The organism is Pseudomonas silesiensis (assembly GCF_001661075.1).
GTDB lineage: Bacteria > Pseudomonadota > Gammaproteobacteria > Pseudomonadales > Pseudomonadaceae > Aquipseudomonas > Aquipseudomonas silesiensis.
In genome coordinates, this window is record NZ_CP014870.1 from 5,770,986 (window position 1) to 5,784,650 (window position 13,665).

Genomic DNA, 13,665 nt, shown 5'->3' on the forward strand with positions numbered 1-13,665 from the left:
GGTATGATCGGCGTTTACGTTGTCCCAGCCAAGATAGTGGAAGTCGCCCACCGATGCAAAACACCAAGCTCTTGCTAACCAGTTTCACCTTTGTGGGACTGCTCGCACTCGCCGGTTGTTCATTCCCCGGGGTTTACAAAATCGACATCCAGCAGGGCAATGTCGTCACGCAGGACATGATAGACCAGTTACGCCCGGGAATGACCCGTCGGCAAGTACGGTTTATCATGGGCAACCCCCTGCTGACTGACACGTTCCATGCCGATCGCTGGGATTATCTCTACAGCCTGCAACCCGGTGGCGGTGAACGCCAACAGGAACGCATTAGCGTTATCTTCAACCCAAATGACCAACTTGTCAGCCTCTCTGGTGATTTCATGCCAGGCATGAGCCGGGACGAGGCCATTCTCGGCAAGGACAGCGGCACCAGCGTGACCGCACCGGCAGAAAACGTCGAGAAGCCGAAACCGGAAAAACCGGTCAAGCCAGGTTCGTTGCTGGATCAGATTCAGAAGGACGTCGACGGGGTAGAAACCGTTCCGGTCCCGAGCCCAGAACCTCTGGACACCTCGCCGCAGTAATAATGTGCGGCGCCATAAAAAACCCGGCATGTCCGGGTTTTTTATGGCCTGTCTTTTGTTCACATCACTGGTTTCGCGCCTTAGCCTCGACGGCCTTGGCGGCGCGCAGCCGGCGAACTTCTTTCGGATCGGCCAGCAGCGGCCGGTAAATCTCGATGCGATCTCCCGCCTGCACTGCCCGAGTGTCCGGATCGAGGATCTGCTTGGCGAAGATCCCCACAGGACAATCGGCCAGGTCCAGTTCCGGAAACGCCTGACCGATACCCGACTGCTGCACAGCTGCTCGCACTGTCGTCCCCGCAGGCACCGTCACAGTGAGAAGCACCTGACGATCGACGGTGGCATACACCACCTCGACCTCGATCATTGCCTCAACCATGTATCTGCCTGGCCCGCTGGCAGAACGCATCCACCAGCGTATTGGCCGCCTGATTGAACAACGGCCCCAAGGTGGCACGAATGATCGGCCCGGCGTAATCGAACGACAGGTCCAGGCTGATCTTGCACGCCTTCTCACCCAGCGGCTTGAACAACCACACGCCGTGCAGCTGAGTGAACGGACCTTTTTCAAGGTTCATTTCGATCGACTGTCCGGGCACCAGGGTATTGCGCGTCACGAAATGCTGACTCAGCCCGCCTTTGGCTACGCCCACACTGGCGCGCATGTGCTCGGGGGAGCTTTCAAGGACTTCCGCCGAGGAGCACCACGGCAGAAACTCCGGATAACTCGCTACGTCGTTGACCAGGTCATACAGCGCTTGCGCGGGGTACGGCAGCAGGGCCGAACGTTGAATGTGTGTCGTCATGTCAGCGTCACTTCCACAGCTGGGCGGCAAACACTACGAGAATGCCGATGGGCGCCACATAGCGCATCAAGAACAGGGACAGGGCGAACAAGATCGGGCTGCGGATCGACAATTCGTCGCGTACCGTTTCCCGACCCATCACCCATCCCGCAAACACCACGAAACATAAACCACCGAGTGGCAACATGATTCGCGAGGTGAAGAAATCGATCACACCGAAGAAGTCCAGGCCACCGGCCGCACCCCATTGATAGAGATGGAACATCCCGCCTTCGTTCACGAAAAACTTGGCTTGCTTCCATATATTGAAGGAAAAGACCGTACCCAGACCGACAAACCAGCAAGTGAATGCCAACCAGAACGTCACCCAGGCGCGACTGACCCTGGTGCGTTCAACCAGGTAAGCCACCATCGGTTCGAGCAGGGAAATCGCCGAGCTCCAGGCGGCAATCGCCACCAGTACGAAGAACACTACGCCCATCAACTGGCCGAACGCCACGTTGCCAAAGGCAAATGGCAGGCTGACGAACATCAGGCCCGGGCCCTCGCTTGGGTTCAGGCCCGCGGCAAACACAATCGGAAACAATGCCAGGCCCGCAACCAGGGAAACGAACGTATCCAGCAGCGCCACGCCGACGATGGTGCCGGAAATCGACGAATCCTTCGGCATATAGGCGCCGTAGATCATGATCGAACCAACGCCAACGCTCAGGGAAAAGAACGCGTGCCCCATGGCCGGCAGCAAGCCGTCCAGGACCTTTTCCGGGTGGAAGTCGAACATGAAATGCACGCCTCCCATGAAATGGCCGGTGGTCATGCTGTAGCCCAGCAACACCAGGATCATCACGAACAGCAGCGGCATCATGATCCGCAGGCTGCGCTCAAGGCCGGCCACCACGCCCTTGGCGATCACGATGGCGGACAGCAGCATGAAAATCGTGTGCCAAAGTGTCAGGCGCCAAGGATCGGCGATCACGTTGCCGAAATACGCGCCAACCTGGTCTGCCGTCACCCCCTGGAAGTCACCTCGCCCCATGTCGATGATGTAATCCAGCGACCAGCCGCCGACCACACTATAGAAAGACAGGATCAGCAGCGCCGTGATCATCCCGGCAAAAGCCCCCCAGGACCACTTCGCCGAATGCCCCGCCTCCAGCGCCAACACCTTCAAGGCGTTGGCTGGACTCTGCCGGGCGCGACGGCCGATCAGGGTTTCCGCCAGCATGACCGGCACCCCGATCAGCGCGATACAGGCCAGGAACATCAGCACGAAGGCGCCGCCGCCATAGACGCCGACCATGTACGGGAATTTCCAGATACTACCCAGACCCACGGCCGAACCGGTCGCGGCGAGTATGAAGACCCAGCGGCTAGCCCAACTGCCGTGGACAGAAACCTTGTCTGTCGACATCGTTATCACGCCCAAGCGTTCGAAAAAGAGGCCGCATTGTCCGGGATTCAATCAACCTGCTCAAGCACGTAGCGAGACCGTAGCCGACTAGCTTGTAACTCCCTATAATGCCGCCCCTATGGCTAAACAGAAGAAACACCCAACAGGGACCATCGCGCAAAATAAAAAGGCGCGACACGATTACTTCATCGAACATAAGTTCGAGGCTGGTCTGGTCCTGGCCGGCTGGGAAGTAAAAAGTCTGCGGGCAAGCAAGCTGCAACTGGTTGACAGTTATGTGCTGCTCAAGGATGGCGAAGCCTGGCTGCTCGGCAGCCACATTACGCCGCTGATGACCGCGAGCACCCACGTCATCGCCGATCCGACCCGCACCCGTAAATTGCTGCTCAACCGACGCGAGCTGGAAAAGCTGGCCGCTGCGGTGCAGCAAAAAGGCTACGCCTGCGTATGCCTGTCCTGGTACTGGAGCAAGCACATGGTCAAGTGCGAGATCGCTCTGGGCAAGGGCAAGAAGGAATACGACAAGCGCGATACCGAACGCGAACGCGACGCCGGTCGCGAGTTGCAGCGCGCGGTGCGGAACAAGGGCAAGGAAGATTAATTCTCTTTTTGCCTGAGACCGCCATCGCGAGCAAGCTCGCTCCCACAGGTTCCGTAGATGCCGACATTTTTACGGCAAACCTGGAACCTTGTGGGAGCGGGCTTGCCCGCGATGCGATCGCATAAACAATACAAAACCCACTGACTACATCCCCTTGCGCCGCTCCGCCCGAGCCACCCGCTGCACTTCCTGACGCACCTCCTCCAGCACTTCCTGCACATACAAAATATGTCGGCTGGAGACTTCCCGCGCCTGCTCCGCCCTGCCTTCGATAATCGCCAGGTACAACTCCCGGTGCTGTGAAATCAGCATGTCGCGGGTTTCGGTGCGTTGCTTGTACATCCCGCCGATGTTGGTCACCACATTGCGCTTGAGCAGATCGAACAGCCCGCGAATGGTGTGCAGCAACACCGCGTTGTGACTGGCTTCAGCGATCGCCAGGTGGAATTTCGCATCCGCTGCGCCCTCTTCCGCACGGCTCACCTCATCGTGGCGCGTGTAGCAGTCCTGCAATTCGTTGAAAGCGGTGGTCAGTCGTTCGCGATCGACATCCGTCGCACGCATTGCCGCGTAATAGGCACAAGACGCTTCCAGGGTGTGGCGAAACTCCAGCAGGTCGCGCTGGGCTTCAGGGTTGCTTTCCAGCAGATGCAGCAGCGGATCGCTGAACGTCGTTCCCAGCGACTCCACCACATAATTGCCGCCACCCTGACGACTGACCAGCAAGCCCTTGGCCGCCAGTTTCTGAATGGCCTCGCGCAACGAAGGGCGTGACACGCCAAACTGCTCGGCCAACGCACGTTCGGCCGGCAGACGCTCACCGGCCTTCAGGGTGCCCTCGAGAATCATTCCCTCGAGTCGCTGGACAATATCGTCAGACAAACGGCGCTGACGTATCTGATTAAACCCCATAACTCACTTCTCCACGGTCCCGACGGCTCGCCGGGCCTTCTATTCTGGCCGATCCGCGCCGCGCCAGCACCCGTATCAGCATGCGCGGGTTCGACCGCATCAGACCACCCACGCACCGCCTATTCGACAAAAGTTGCAGGGTGACAAATTGACACGCTGCCCATAAGGCTTTTACCCTAGCCAACAGCGATTGTAAATTGGTATTACCAATTAACCAAGCACGCTGACCAGTGCCTGACCAACAACAATTAGGGGCCACCCCATATGCAAACCTGGCAACAGCTCTATAGTCCGCTCGGCAGTCTCGGCCTTTCCGCGCTCGCGGCCGTCATTCCCATCGTGTTTTTCTTCCTGGCCTTGGCCGTGTTCCGCCTCAAGGGGCATGTGGCCGGCAGCATCACACTGGCCTTGTCCATCGCAGTGGCGATCTTCGCGTTCCAGATGCCTGTCGACATGGCGTTCGCTGCCGCCGGCTACGGGTTCGCCTATGGCCTGTGGCCGATTGCCTGGATCATCGTCGCGGCGGTGTTCCTCTACAAACTCACGGTCAAGAGCGGCCAGTTCGAAGTGATCCGCAGCTCGGTGCTGTCGATTACCGATGACCAGCGCCTGCAAGTGCTGTTGATCGGCTTTTGCTTCGGTGCGTTCCTGGAAGGTGCCGCCGGTTTCGGTGCGCCGGTCGCGATTACCGCCGCACTGCTGGTGGGACTGGGCTTCAACCCGCTGTACGCCGCAGGCCTGTGCCTGATCGCCAACACCGCACCGGTCGCCTTTGGTGCCCTGGGGATCCCGATCATCGTCGCCGGGCAAGTCACCGGCATCGACGCGTTCAAGATCGGCGCCATGACCGGCCGTCAATTGCCGCTGCTGTCGCTGTTCGTACCGTTCTGGCTGGTGTTCATGATGGACGGCCTGCGCGGCGTGCGGGAAACCTGGCCGGCAGCGCTGGTGGCGGGCCTGAGCTTTGCCATCACCCAGTACTTCACCTCCAACTTCATCGGCCCGGAACTGCCGGACATCACCTCGGCCCTGGCCAGCCTGATTTCCCTGACCCTGTTCCTGAAAGTCTGGCAGCCGAAACGTGCCGCAGGCCAACACATCGTCGGCGCCGTCTCGGCTTCGGTGGTGAGCGCCAGCGCCGGCGGTTTCGGCCTGCCGCGCAGCACCGTGGCGTCGCCCTACAGCTTCGGTGAAATCCTCAAGGCCTGGTCGCCGTTCCTGATCCTCACCGTGCTGGTCACCATCTGGACCCTGAAACCGTTCAAGGCAATGTTCGCCGCTGGCGGCTCGATGTACAGCTGGGTGTTTAACATCGCCATCCCGCACCTCGATCAATTGGTGATCAAGGTCGCACCGATCGTGACCGCCCCGACAGCCATCCCGGCGGTGTTCAAACTCGACCCGATTTCCGCGACCGGTACAGCGATCTTCTTCTCGGCGCTGATCTCGATGCTGGTGCTGAATATCAATGTCAGAACTGGTCTGACCACTTTGAAAGAGACCTTCTACGAGCTGCGCTGGCCGATTCTGTCCATCGGCATGGTGCTGGCATTTGCCTTCGTCACCAACTACTCGGGCATGTCCTCGACCATGGCCCTGGTGCTGGCCGGCACCGGCGCAGCGTTCCCGTTCTTCTCGCCGTTCCTCGGCTGGCTGGGCGTGTTCCTGACCGGTTCCGATACCTCGTCCAACGCATTGTTCAGCTCGCTGCAAGCGACCACCGCGCACCAGATCGGCGTCAGCGATGTGTTGCTGGTAGCGGCGAACACCAGTGGCGGCGTGACCGGCAAGATGATCTCGCCACAATCGATCGCCGTGGCCTGCGCCGCGACCGGTCTGGTGGGCAAGGAATCGGATCTGTTCCGCTTCACGCTCAAGCACAGCCTGTTCTTTGCAACGATTGTCGGCTTGATCACCTACGCCCAGGCCTACTGGTTCACCGGCATGCTGGTGCACTGAGAACGATAAGAAAAACCGACGCCGGACCACGACTCCGGCGTCAGCTATTCACCACCCGGTCTGCAAGGCTGCTGAAAGCTTTCCACTCTATATTCAGCAGCCTCAGCGGACGGATAACCGGGACCACCCGGAGACACGCCTGATGAGCGAGCTTTTTTACAACGCTGTGCCGAACGCGACCCGCGTCGCCCCGCCACTGCCCGAGCCCCGGCAATACCCCACCGAGAAACCGTCACGGGTCTACTTGTTCGGCACCTGCGTCGTGGATCTGTTCTACCCCGAAGCCGGGATGGACGCGATTCACCTGCTGGAACGCGAAGGCATCCGTGTCGACTATCCGCAAGGGCAAAGCTGCTGCGGGCAACCGGCCTACACCTCGGGTTATACCGAACAGGCCCGGACCGTGGCGCGCTCGCAACTGGCGCTGTTTGCCGGGGATTACCCGGTGGTGGTGCCGTCGGGTTCTTGCGCGGGCATGTTGCGCGAACATTACGCCGACTTGTTCAAGGACGAGCCGCAGACGTTGAAACAGGTTCAGGCCCTGGCCGCCCGGACCTATGAACTGGCCGAGTTCCTGCTGTTTGTCTGCAAGGTACAGCTCAAGGACAGCGGCGATCCGGTGAAAGTGGCGTTGCACACCTCGTGCTCGGCACGCCGCGAGATGAACACCCACCTGCACGGCCGCGAACTGTTGGCGCAACTGGGCAACGTGGAGCGAGTCGACCACAGCCACGAAAGCGAATGCTGTGGCTTCGGCGGGACTTTCAGCGTCCGTATGCCAGACATTTCCGGCGCAATGGTGGCTGACAAGACCCGATCGTTGAAGGAATCCGGCGCACACCAGGTACTCAGTGCCGACTGCGGTTGCCTGATGAACATCAACGGCTCGCTGGAGAAACAGCGGGAAGCGTTGCGCGGCCAACACCTGGCCAGCTTCCTCTGGCAGCGAACTGGAGGCGCCCGATGAACGCTTCCGCGATTATTCCTACGGTTGCCGTAGAAGAAGACTTCCGTGCCCGGGCTCACGAGGCGTTGGGTGACAAGCAACTGCGAAACAACTTTCGCACTGCGATGGATTCACTGATGACCAAACGGGCAGCGTCCTTCAGCGATGCCCATGAAAGAGAACATCTGCGAGTGCTGGGCAATGCTGTCCGCGCCCGTGCGTTATCCAAGTTGCCCGACCTGCTCGAGCAACTTGAACAGAACCTGACCCGCAACGGTGTGACAGTGCACTGGGCGGAAACGGTGGACGAGGCCAATGGCATCGTCCTGTCGATCATCCGCGCTCACGAGGGGCGGCAAGTGATCAAGGGCAAATCGATGGTCAGCGAAGAGATGGAGATGAACCACGTCCTCGCTGAACAGGGCATTGAATGCCTGGAATCGGACATGGGCGAGTACATCGTCCAGCTCGACCACGAGAAGCCTTCACACATTATTATGCCGGCGATCCACAAGAATGCCGGTCAGGTCGCGTCCTTGTTCCACGACAAACTTGGCGTGGAATACACCAAGGACGTTGACCAACTCATTCAGATCGGTCGCAAAGTCTTGCGACAGAAATTTTTCGAAGCGGACATCGGCGTCTCCGGCGTCAACTTCGCCGTGGCCGAAACCGGCACCCTGCTGCTGGTGGAAAACGAAGGCAACGGGCGCATGACCACTACAGTGCCGCCGGTGCACATCGCCGTCACCGGCATCGAAAAAGTCGTGGAAAACCTGCGCGACGTGGTGCCGCTTTTGTCGCTGCTGACTCGCTCTGCGCTGGGCCAGCCGATCACCACCTACGTCAACATGATCTCCGGCCCGCGCAAGGAACATGAACTCGACGGCCCGCAGGAAGTGCACCTGGTACTGCTCGACAATGGTCGCAGCCAGGCCTTCGCCGACAGTGAACTGCGCCAGACCCTGAACTGCATCCGTTGCGGCGCCTGCATGAATCATTGCCCGGTCTACACTCGAATCGGCGGTCACGCCTATGGCGAGGTTTACCCGGGGCCCATCGGAAAAATCATCACCCCGCACATGGTCGGCCTGGCGAAAGTCCCGGATCACCCGAGTGCTTCGTCACTGTGCGGTGCCTGTGGTGAAGTCTGCCCGGTAAAAATCCCGATTCCCGCCTTGCTGCGACGTCTGCGGGAAGAGAACGTCAAAGCGCCGGACAGCCCGCACCAAGTGATGCGCGGCCAGGGCAGCAAATATTCGCGCAAGGAACGCTTTATCTGGAACGCCTGGGCCAGGCTCAACAGTTCGCCGACGCTCTATCGCCTGTTCGGCTTTTTCGCCACCCGCTTGCGGGCCCTCGCGCCGAGCAATGTCGGGCCGTGGACACAAAATCACAGCGCACCGAAACCCGCTGCCCGCTCACTGCATGACATGGCCCGCGAGCATCTGGCCAAACAGGGAGACCGTTGATGAGCGCCAAGCAAAATATCCTCGCCAAGCTGCGCAAAAGTCTGACAGGCACTACACCAGTGCCTGACGAGTTCAACGTCGAACTGGTGACCCAGCCCTACACCTACACGCCCGAACAACGCATCCCGCAACTGCGCAAACTGATGGAAGCGGTGCACACGGAAATCCATCTGACGTCCGGCGCCAGTTGGCCCGAGTTGCTGGCCCAATTGCTGAGCGATCGTCAGCTGCCGAGCTTGCTGATTGCACCGACTACGCCACACGGTCAACGTGTCACTCAACACTGGGCGAAAAATCCCGGACTACCGGCACTCAAAACCTACGAGCGACCGGTTGAAGAATGGAAAGCCGAGCTGTTCAACGACACCCCGGCCAGTCTCACGACCACCCTCGGCGCCATCGCCGCGACAGGCAGCCTGATTCTCTGGCCAACGCGGGAAGAACCGCGCCTGATGAGCCTGGTGCCGCCGGTGCATTTTGCCCTGCTCAAGGCCAGTGAAATCCGCGACAACTTCTTTCAGGTGCAGCAGGAATTCGAATGGGCCCAAGGCATGCCGACCAATGCGTTGCTGGTGTCCGGCCCGTCGAAAACCGCCGACATCGAGCAGGTTCTGGCTTACGGGGCTCACGGTCCGAAAGACCTGGTGGTTCTGATCCTGGAGGACCAATGAGTCTACCGACGGCTTTCCTGCGAGATGCGCAGCAATTGATTCCCCAAGAGCGCCGTTTCGACGACCCGCTCTCGACCCTGGCCTTCGGCACTGACGCCAGTTTCTATCGACTGATTCCGCAACTGGTGATTCGTGTCGAGTCCGAAGATGAAGTGGTGGCGCTGCTCAAACTCGCGCAACGGGATCAGGTCCCGGTGACCTTCCGCGCGGCCGGCACCAGCCTTTCCGGACAGGCGATCAGCGATTCGGTACTGATCGTTCTGGGGGATAACTGGAACGGTCGCGAAATCCGTGATCAGGGCCTGCAAATCCGCCTGCAACCAGGCGTGATCGGCGCTCAGGCCAACGCCTGGCTGGCACCGTTCGGCCGCAAGATCGGCCCGGACCCGGCCTCGATCAACGCCTGCAAAATCGGCGGCATCGTCGCCAACAATGCCAGCGGCATGTGCTGCGGCACCGCGCAAAACACCTATCACACCCTGGCCGGCATTCGTCTGGTGCTGGCCGACGGCAGTCGTCTCGATACCGAAGATGCAGCCAGTGTTGCGGCGTTTCGCGACAGCCACGCTGCGCTACTTGAACGTTTGGGGGCCTTGGGCCGCGAGACCCGCGCCAATGCCGAACTGGCTGCGAGAATCCGCCACAAATACCGTCTGAAAAATACCACTGGCCTGTCACTCAACGCCCTGGTGGATTACGACGAGCCTGTGGATATTTTGAGCCACTTGCTGGTGGGCTCCGAAGGCACCCTCGGCTTCATCAGCGCGGTGACCTACGACACGGTGATCGATCACCCGAACAAAGCGTCGGCGCTGATTGTATTCCCGGACGTGGAGACCTGCTGCAACGCGGTCACGGTGCTGAAAAGCCAGCCGGTATCGGCCGTGGAATTGCTCGATCGTCGCAGCCTGCGCTCAGTGCAGGACAAACCCGGCATGCCGGCTTTCGTACAGCACCTGTCGAACAATGCCTGCGCCCTGCTGATCGAATCCCGCGCTGCATCGTCCACCTTGCTGCAGGAACAGCTGACGCAAATCATGGCGTCGCTGACCTCGTTCCCCGTAGAGAAACAAGTCGACTTCACCGAAGACCCGGTGGAAAACGCCCGGCTCTGGGCGATCCGCAAGGACACCTTCCCCGCCGTCGGCGCCGTGCGCAAAACCGGGACCACGGTGATCATCGAAGACGTGACCTTCCCGGTGGAACAACTGGCGGCCGGCGTAAACCGCTTGATCGAACTGTTCGACAAACATCATTACGACGAAGCGATCCTTTTCGGACACGCCCTGGAAGGCAATCTGCACTTCGTCTTCACCCAAGGCTTCAACAACCCGGAAGAAGTCGCACGCTATCAGGCGTTCATGGACGACGTCGCACAGTTGGTGGCAGTGGAATTCGGCGGTTCGCTGAAAGCCGAACACGGCACCGGCCGCAACATGGCGCCCTTCGTCGAACTGGAGTGGGGCAGCGACGCCTACCAATTGATGTGGCAGCTCAAACGCCTGCTCGACCCCAACGGCATTCTCAACCCGGACGTGGTGCTCAGCGAGGATCCGCAGATCCACCTCAAGCATTTGAAACCACTGCCGGCCGCCGACGAGATTGTGGACAAGTGCATCGAGTGCGGCTTCTGCGAGCCGGTCTGCCCGTCGAAAGGCCTGACCCTGAGCCCGCGCCAGCGCATCGTGATCTGGCGCGACATCCAGGCGAAGAAACGCGCCGGGGTGGACACCACAGAACTTGAAGCGGCTTACGAATACCAAGGCATCGACACCTGCGCCGCGACCGGCCTCTGCGCCCAACGTTGCCCTGTAGGAATCAATACCGGCGACCTGGTGAAAAAGCTGCGCAGCCGTAACGCGACCCATACGAAAACCGCCAACTGGCTGGAAGGCAATTTCGCCACCGCACTGCAAGGCGCCCGTTTCACCCTGCACGTGGCCAACGGCGCGCGGATGCTGTTGGGCGCGCCGCGACTGGCGAAACTCTCGGCCACCCTGACGCGATTATCCAAAGGCCAGGTCCCGCAATGGACCAACGCCATGCCGCAACCGGAAAAGGCCATTCGCTTCAGCCCGAGCGTGTCGGACCAGCGCCCCCGGGTGGTATACCTGGCGGCCTGCGTGTCACGAGCAATGGGGCCGGCGGCGGGTGATAAAGAGCAAATGTCGCTGTATGACAAAACCCGCGGGCTGCTGGAAAAGGCTGGTTACCAAGTGGTCTTCCCGGACAATCTGGACAGTCTCTGCTGCGGCCAGCCGTTCGCCTCCAAAGGCTACGCCGAGCAGGCCGAACACAAACGCCAGGAACTGATCGGCGCCTTGCTGCACGCCAGCCGTGGCGGGCTCGACCCGATCTACTGCGACACCAGCCCCTGCACCTTGCGCCTGGTTCAGGACCTGGGCGAAGTTCGGCTGGACCTGTACGACCCGGTGCGTTTCATCCGCACACATCTGATGGATCGCCTGGACTTCACCCCCCAGGAAGCGCCGATCGCGGTGCATGTCACATGCAGCACCCAGCACCTGGGCGAAAGCCAGGCACTGATCGACCTGGCGCGCAAATGCAGCAAGAACGTGGTCATTCCCGAAGGTATTCACTGCTGCGGATTTGCCGGTGACAAGGGCTTCAGCACACCGGAGTTGAACGCCCATGCCTTGCGTACGCTCAAGGATGCCGTGCAGCAATGCAGCGAAGGGATTTCCACCAGCCGCACTTGCGAAATCGGCCTGACCCAACACGGCGGAATCGACTACCACGGCCTGGTGTATCTGGTGGATCGGGTCACCCGGGCGAAGGCGATGTAAAAAAAAACAGAACCCTGACGAACCGCCGCAGTCCACTGATCAAGCCCCGCAAAACGCGGGGCTTCCCTACACTCGGCAGCCCGTCCTGATGGCCAGCGATGCCTGGACCCTCAGTTCAAGGAGATACACATGAAACGTTCTGTACTGTTAGGTCTGTTCGTTACTGCCTCGCTGATGGCGTCCGCCTCGTTTGCCGCTGAAGACCTCTGTGCGGTCAACTTGAAAACCATCGAAAATGCCAAGTCACAGATTTCTCCAGAGATGTCTGAGCAGGTGGCGGCCTCCGTCGAGAAAGCCAAAGCCGATCACGCATTGGGCACTAAAAAAGGCACTGAAGATTGCATCGCCGAGACTACGCAGACCATTCAGGCTATTCAGAAGTCCAGTGACGGTGGCAAGCAATAATAGCCCCAGCAAACGCCAACCTTCGGGTTGGCCTTAGGGGAATTGTTGGCGTATAGGCTCCACCCGATACGAAGCAAACCAAGACCCGCCACGTGCGGGTTTTGTTGCATCTGAGGGTTGGGTAATCCTCTATAATGCCAATGCTTCTATCAAACCGCTTTCTCATAGCATTTTTTGCAAAAAACGAATTCCTGCGCGGCATCGGAGTCTTTTATGTAGACCCCCATCAATCGTGGCCGGTTTTCCGACCTCGGCCGAGCCGCCCGCCCATACGGCAGCACCGAGACCATCAGTCCAAGGAGATACCCATGAAACGTACCGCACTCGCTGGTCTGTTCATTTCTGCTGCAATGTTGGCCTCTCCCGTATTTTCTGCGGACAACGACCTTTGTACGAGCAAGCTGCAAGAGCTCAAAAACAAAGTGACTTCACTGCCAGCGAGCTCCAACAGCACCACAATGGAGATCAAGCGACTGATGTCCAGCGCCGAAGCGTCCCAAGCCGCCGGGGATGACACAAAATGCGTCACCGAGGCCACCCAGGCATCGTCACTCGCCGACCAAGTGCGCAACCAACCCACCCCATAATCTGTGGCGGCCAACCTTCGGGTTGGCCTTCTCGCGCGTGTTGGCGTACACTACGCAGGCTTGTTGCTCACCATGATTCACAGAGCAACAGGCTCGGGGCCGTTTAGGATTCGACGCCGGTTGCGAAACTTTAGGTGCATGCCGAGTTGGTAACAGAACTCGTAAATCCACTGTTGCAACTTTCTATAGTTGCCAATGACGAAACCTACGGGGAATACGCTCTCGCTGCGTAAGCAGCCTTAGCCCTTCCCTCCTGGTACCTTCGGGTCCAGCAATCATCAGGGGATGTCTGTAAACCCAAAGTGATTGTCATATAGAACAGAATCGCCGTGCAGTACGTTGTGGACGAAGCGGCTAAAACTTACACAACTCGCCCAATGCACCCTGCCCGTCGGGTCGCTGAGGGTTAACTTAATAGACACGGCTACGCATGTAGTACCGACAGCGGAGTACTGGCGGACGGGGGTTCAAATCCCCCCGGCTCCACCACTTCATCATCTAAAGACG

13 protein-coding genes and 1 other RNA gene are annotated in these 13,665 nt (G+C 59.6%); 10 read left to right on the plus strand and 4 right to left on the minus strand.

Annotated elements, in window-relative coordinates; genetic code table 11:
• Positions 1 to 53: 53 nt before the first annotated feature.
• Positions 54 to 581: an outer membrane protein assembly factor BamE gene (locus PMA3_RS25600; protein ID WP_064679801.1), complete on the plus strand. Its 528-nt coding sequence runs from the start codon at positions 54 to 56 to the stop codon at positions 579 to 581.
• Positions 582 to 645: 64 nt separating this feature from the next.
• On the opposite strand, the gene PMA3_RS25605 is transcribed toward PMA3_RS25600, so the two are convergent.
• Genes PMA3_RS25605 through PMA3_RS25615 form a run of 3 tightly spaced genes read right to left on the minus strand, consistent with a single transcriptional unit; the run spans position 646 to position 2,798 of the window.
• Entirely contained in the window at positions 646 to 960 is a 315-nt protein-coding gene (locus PMA3_RS25605) for an RnfH family protein (RefSeq protein WP_064679802.1), read from the minus strand.
• The gene (locus PMA3_RS25610) at positions 953 to 1,387 is read right to left on the minus strand and encodes a type II toxin-antitoxin system RatA family toxin (protein WP_064679803.1); all 435 of its coding nucleotides are present in this window, start codon (positions 1,385 to 1,387) and stop codon (positions 953 to 955) included. The genes PMA3_RS25605 and PMA3_RS25610 overlap by 8 nt, the downstream gene beginning before the upstream one ends.
• Positions 1,388 to 1,394: 7 nt before the next feature.
• Positions 1,395 to 2,798, minus strand: a complete 1,404-nt coding sequence (locus PMA3_RS25615) for a sodium-dependent transporter (protein WP_064679804.1) — start codon at positions 2,796 to 2,798, stop codon at positions 1,395 to 1,397.
• A 118-nt stretch (positions 2,799 to 2,916) separates the two neighbouring features.
• Here PMA3_RS25615 and smpB point away from each other — a divergent pair, with 118 nt between their 5' ends.
• Complete coding sequence (gene smpB / locus PMA3_RS25620) at positions 2,917 to 3,399, plus strand: SsrA-binding protein SmpB (RefSeq protein WP_007900551.1); 483 nt, start codon at positions 2,917 to 2,919, stop codon at positions 3,397 to 3,399.
• A 144-nt stretch (positions 3,400 to 3,543) separates the two neighbouring features.
• Here the strand turns inward: smpB and PMA3_RS25625 are convergent, their stop codons facing one another.
• A complete protein-coding gene (locus PMA3_RS25625; RefSeq protein ID WP_064679805.1) occupies positions 3,544 to 4,311 on the minus strand; it encodes a GntR family transcriptional regulator in 768 nt (255 codons plus the stop codon).
• 264 nt (positions 4,312 to 4,575) lie between these two features.
• On the opposite strand from PMA3_RS25625, the gene PMA3_RS25630 reads away from it, so the two are divergent.
• The 8 genes from PMA3_RS25630 to ssrA all read left to right on the plus strand — a co-directional run bounded on the left by PMA3_RS25630 (position 4,576) and on the right by ssrA (position 13,647).
• Complete coding sequence (locus PMA3_RS25630) at positions 4,576 to 6,270, plus strand: lactate permease LctP family transporter (RefSeq protein ID WP_064679806.1); 1,695 nt, start codon at positions 4,576 to 4,578, stop codon at positions 6,268 to 6,270.
• Positions 6,271 to 6,412: 142 nt separating this feature from the next.
• Positions 6,413 to 7,237 carry a (Fe-S)-binding protein gene (locus tag PMA3_RS25635; RefSeq protein ID WP_064679807.1) on the plus strand — a complete coding sequence of 275 codons (825 nt, stop codon included), beginning with the start codon at positions 6,413 to 6,415 and terminating at the stop codon, positions 7,235 to 7,237.
• On the plus strand, positions 7,234 to 8,688 hold the full coding sequence (locus PMA3_RS25640; RefSeq protein WP_064679808.1) for a LutB/LldF family L-lactate oxidation iron-sulfur protein: 1,455 nt from the start codon (positions 7,234 to 7,236) through the stop codon (positions 8,686 to 8,688). Before PMA3_RS25635 ends, PMA3_RS25640 begins: the two co-directional genes overlap by 4 nt.
• A complete protein-coding gene (locus PMA3_RS25645) occupies positions 8,688 to 9,359 on the plus strand; it encodes a LutC/YkgG family protein (protein WP_064679809.1) in 672 nt (223 codons plus the stop codon). Before PMA3_RS25640 ends, PMA3_RS25645 begins: the two co-directional genes overlap by 1 nt.
• A complete protein-coding gene (locus tag PMA3_RS25650) occupies positions 9,356 to 12,166 on the plus strand; it encodes an FAD-binding and (Fe-S)-binding domain-containing protein (protein ID WP_064679810.1) in 2,811 nt (936 codons plus the stop codon). Before PMA3_RS25645 ends, PMA3_RS25650 begins: the two co-directional genes overlap by 4 nt.
• Positions 12,167 to 12,295: 129 nt before the next feature.
• The gene (locus tag PMA3_RS25655; protein ID WP_064679811.1) at positions 12,296 to 12,571 is read left to right on the plus strand and encodes a hypothetical protein; all 276 of its coding nucleotides are present in this window, start codon (positions 12,296 to 12,298) and stop codon (positions 12,569 to 12,571) included.
• A gap of 308 nt (positions 12,572 to 12,879) precedes the next feature.
• Positions 12,880 to 13,158, plus strand: coding sequence for a hypothetical protein (locus PMA3_RS25660; protein WP_064679812.1), 279 nt, complete (start codon positions 12,880 to 12,882; stop codon positions 13,156 to 13,158).
• A 95-nt stretch (positions 13,159 to 13,253) separates the two neighbouring features.
• Positions 13,254 to 13,647: a transfer-messenger RNA gene (gene ssrA, locus PMA3_RS25665) on the plus strand.
• The last annotated feature ends 18 nt before the right edge of the window (positions 13,648 to 13,665 follow it).

Coding starts and splice junctions, on each gene's coding strand:
- PMA3_RS25600 (WP_064679801.1), top strand. CDS start 54: ATGCAAAACACCAAGCTCTTGCTAACCAGTTTCACCTTTGTGGGACTG.
- PMA3_RS25605 (WP_064679802.1), bottom strand. CDS start 960: ATGGTTGAGGCAATGATCGAGGTCGAGGTGGTGTATGCCACCGTCGAT.
- PMA3_RS25610 (WP_064679803.1), bottom strand. CDS start 1,387: ATGACGACACACATTCAACGTTCGGCCCTGCTGCCGTACCCCGCGCAA.
- PMA3_RS25615 (WP_064679804.1), bottom strand. CDS start 2,798: ATGTCGACAGACAAGGTTTCTGTCCACGGCAGTTGGGCTAGCCGCTGG.
- smpB (WP_007900551.1), top strand. CDS start 2,917: ATGGCTAAACAGAAGAAACACCCAACAGGGACCATCGCGCAAAATAAA.
- PMA3_RS25625 (WP_064679805.1), bottom strand. CDS start 4,311: ATGGGGTTTAATCAGATACGTCAGCGCCGTTTGTCTGACGATATTGTC.
- PMA3_RS25630 (WP_064679806.1), top strand. CDS start 4,576: ATGCAAACCTGGCAACAGCTCTATAGTCCGCTCGGCAGTCTCGGCCTT.
- PMA3_RS25635 (WP_064679807.1), top strand. CDS start 6,413: ATGAGCGAGCTTTTTTACAACGCTGTGCCGAACGCGACCCGCGTCGCC.
- PMA3_RS25640 (WP_064679808.1), top strand. CDS start 7,234: ATGAACGCTTCCGCGATTATTCCTACGGTTGCCGTAGAAGAAGACTTC.
- PMA3_RS25645 (WP_064679809.1), top strand. CDS start 8,688: ATGAGCGCCAAGCAAAATATCCTCGCCAAGCTGCGCAAAAGTCTGACA.
- PMA3_RS25650 (WP_064679810.1), top strand. CDS start 9,356: ATGAGTCTACCGACGGCTTTCCTGCGAGATGCGCAGCAATTGATTCCC.
- PMA3_RS25655 (WP_064679811.1), top strand. CDS start 12,296: ATGAAACGTTCTGTACTGTTAGGTCTGTTCGTTACTGCCTCGCTGATG.
- PMA3_RS25660 (WP_064679812.1), top strand. CDS start 12,880: ATGAAACGTACCGCACTCGCTGGTCTGTTCATTTCTGCTGCAATGTTG.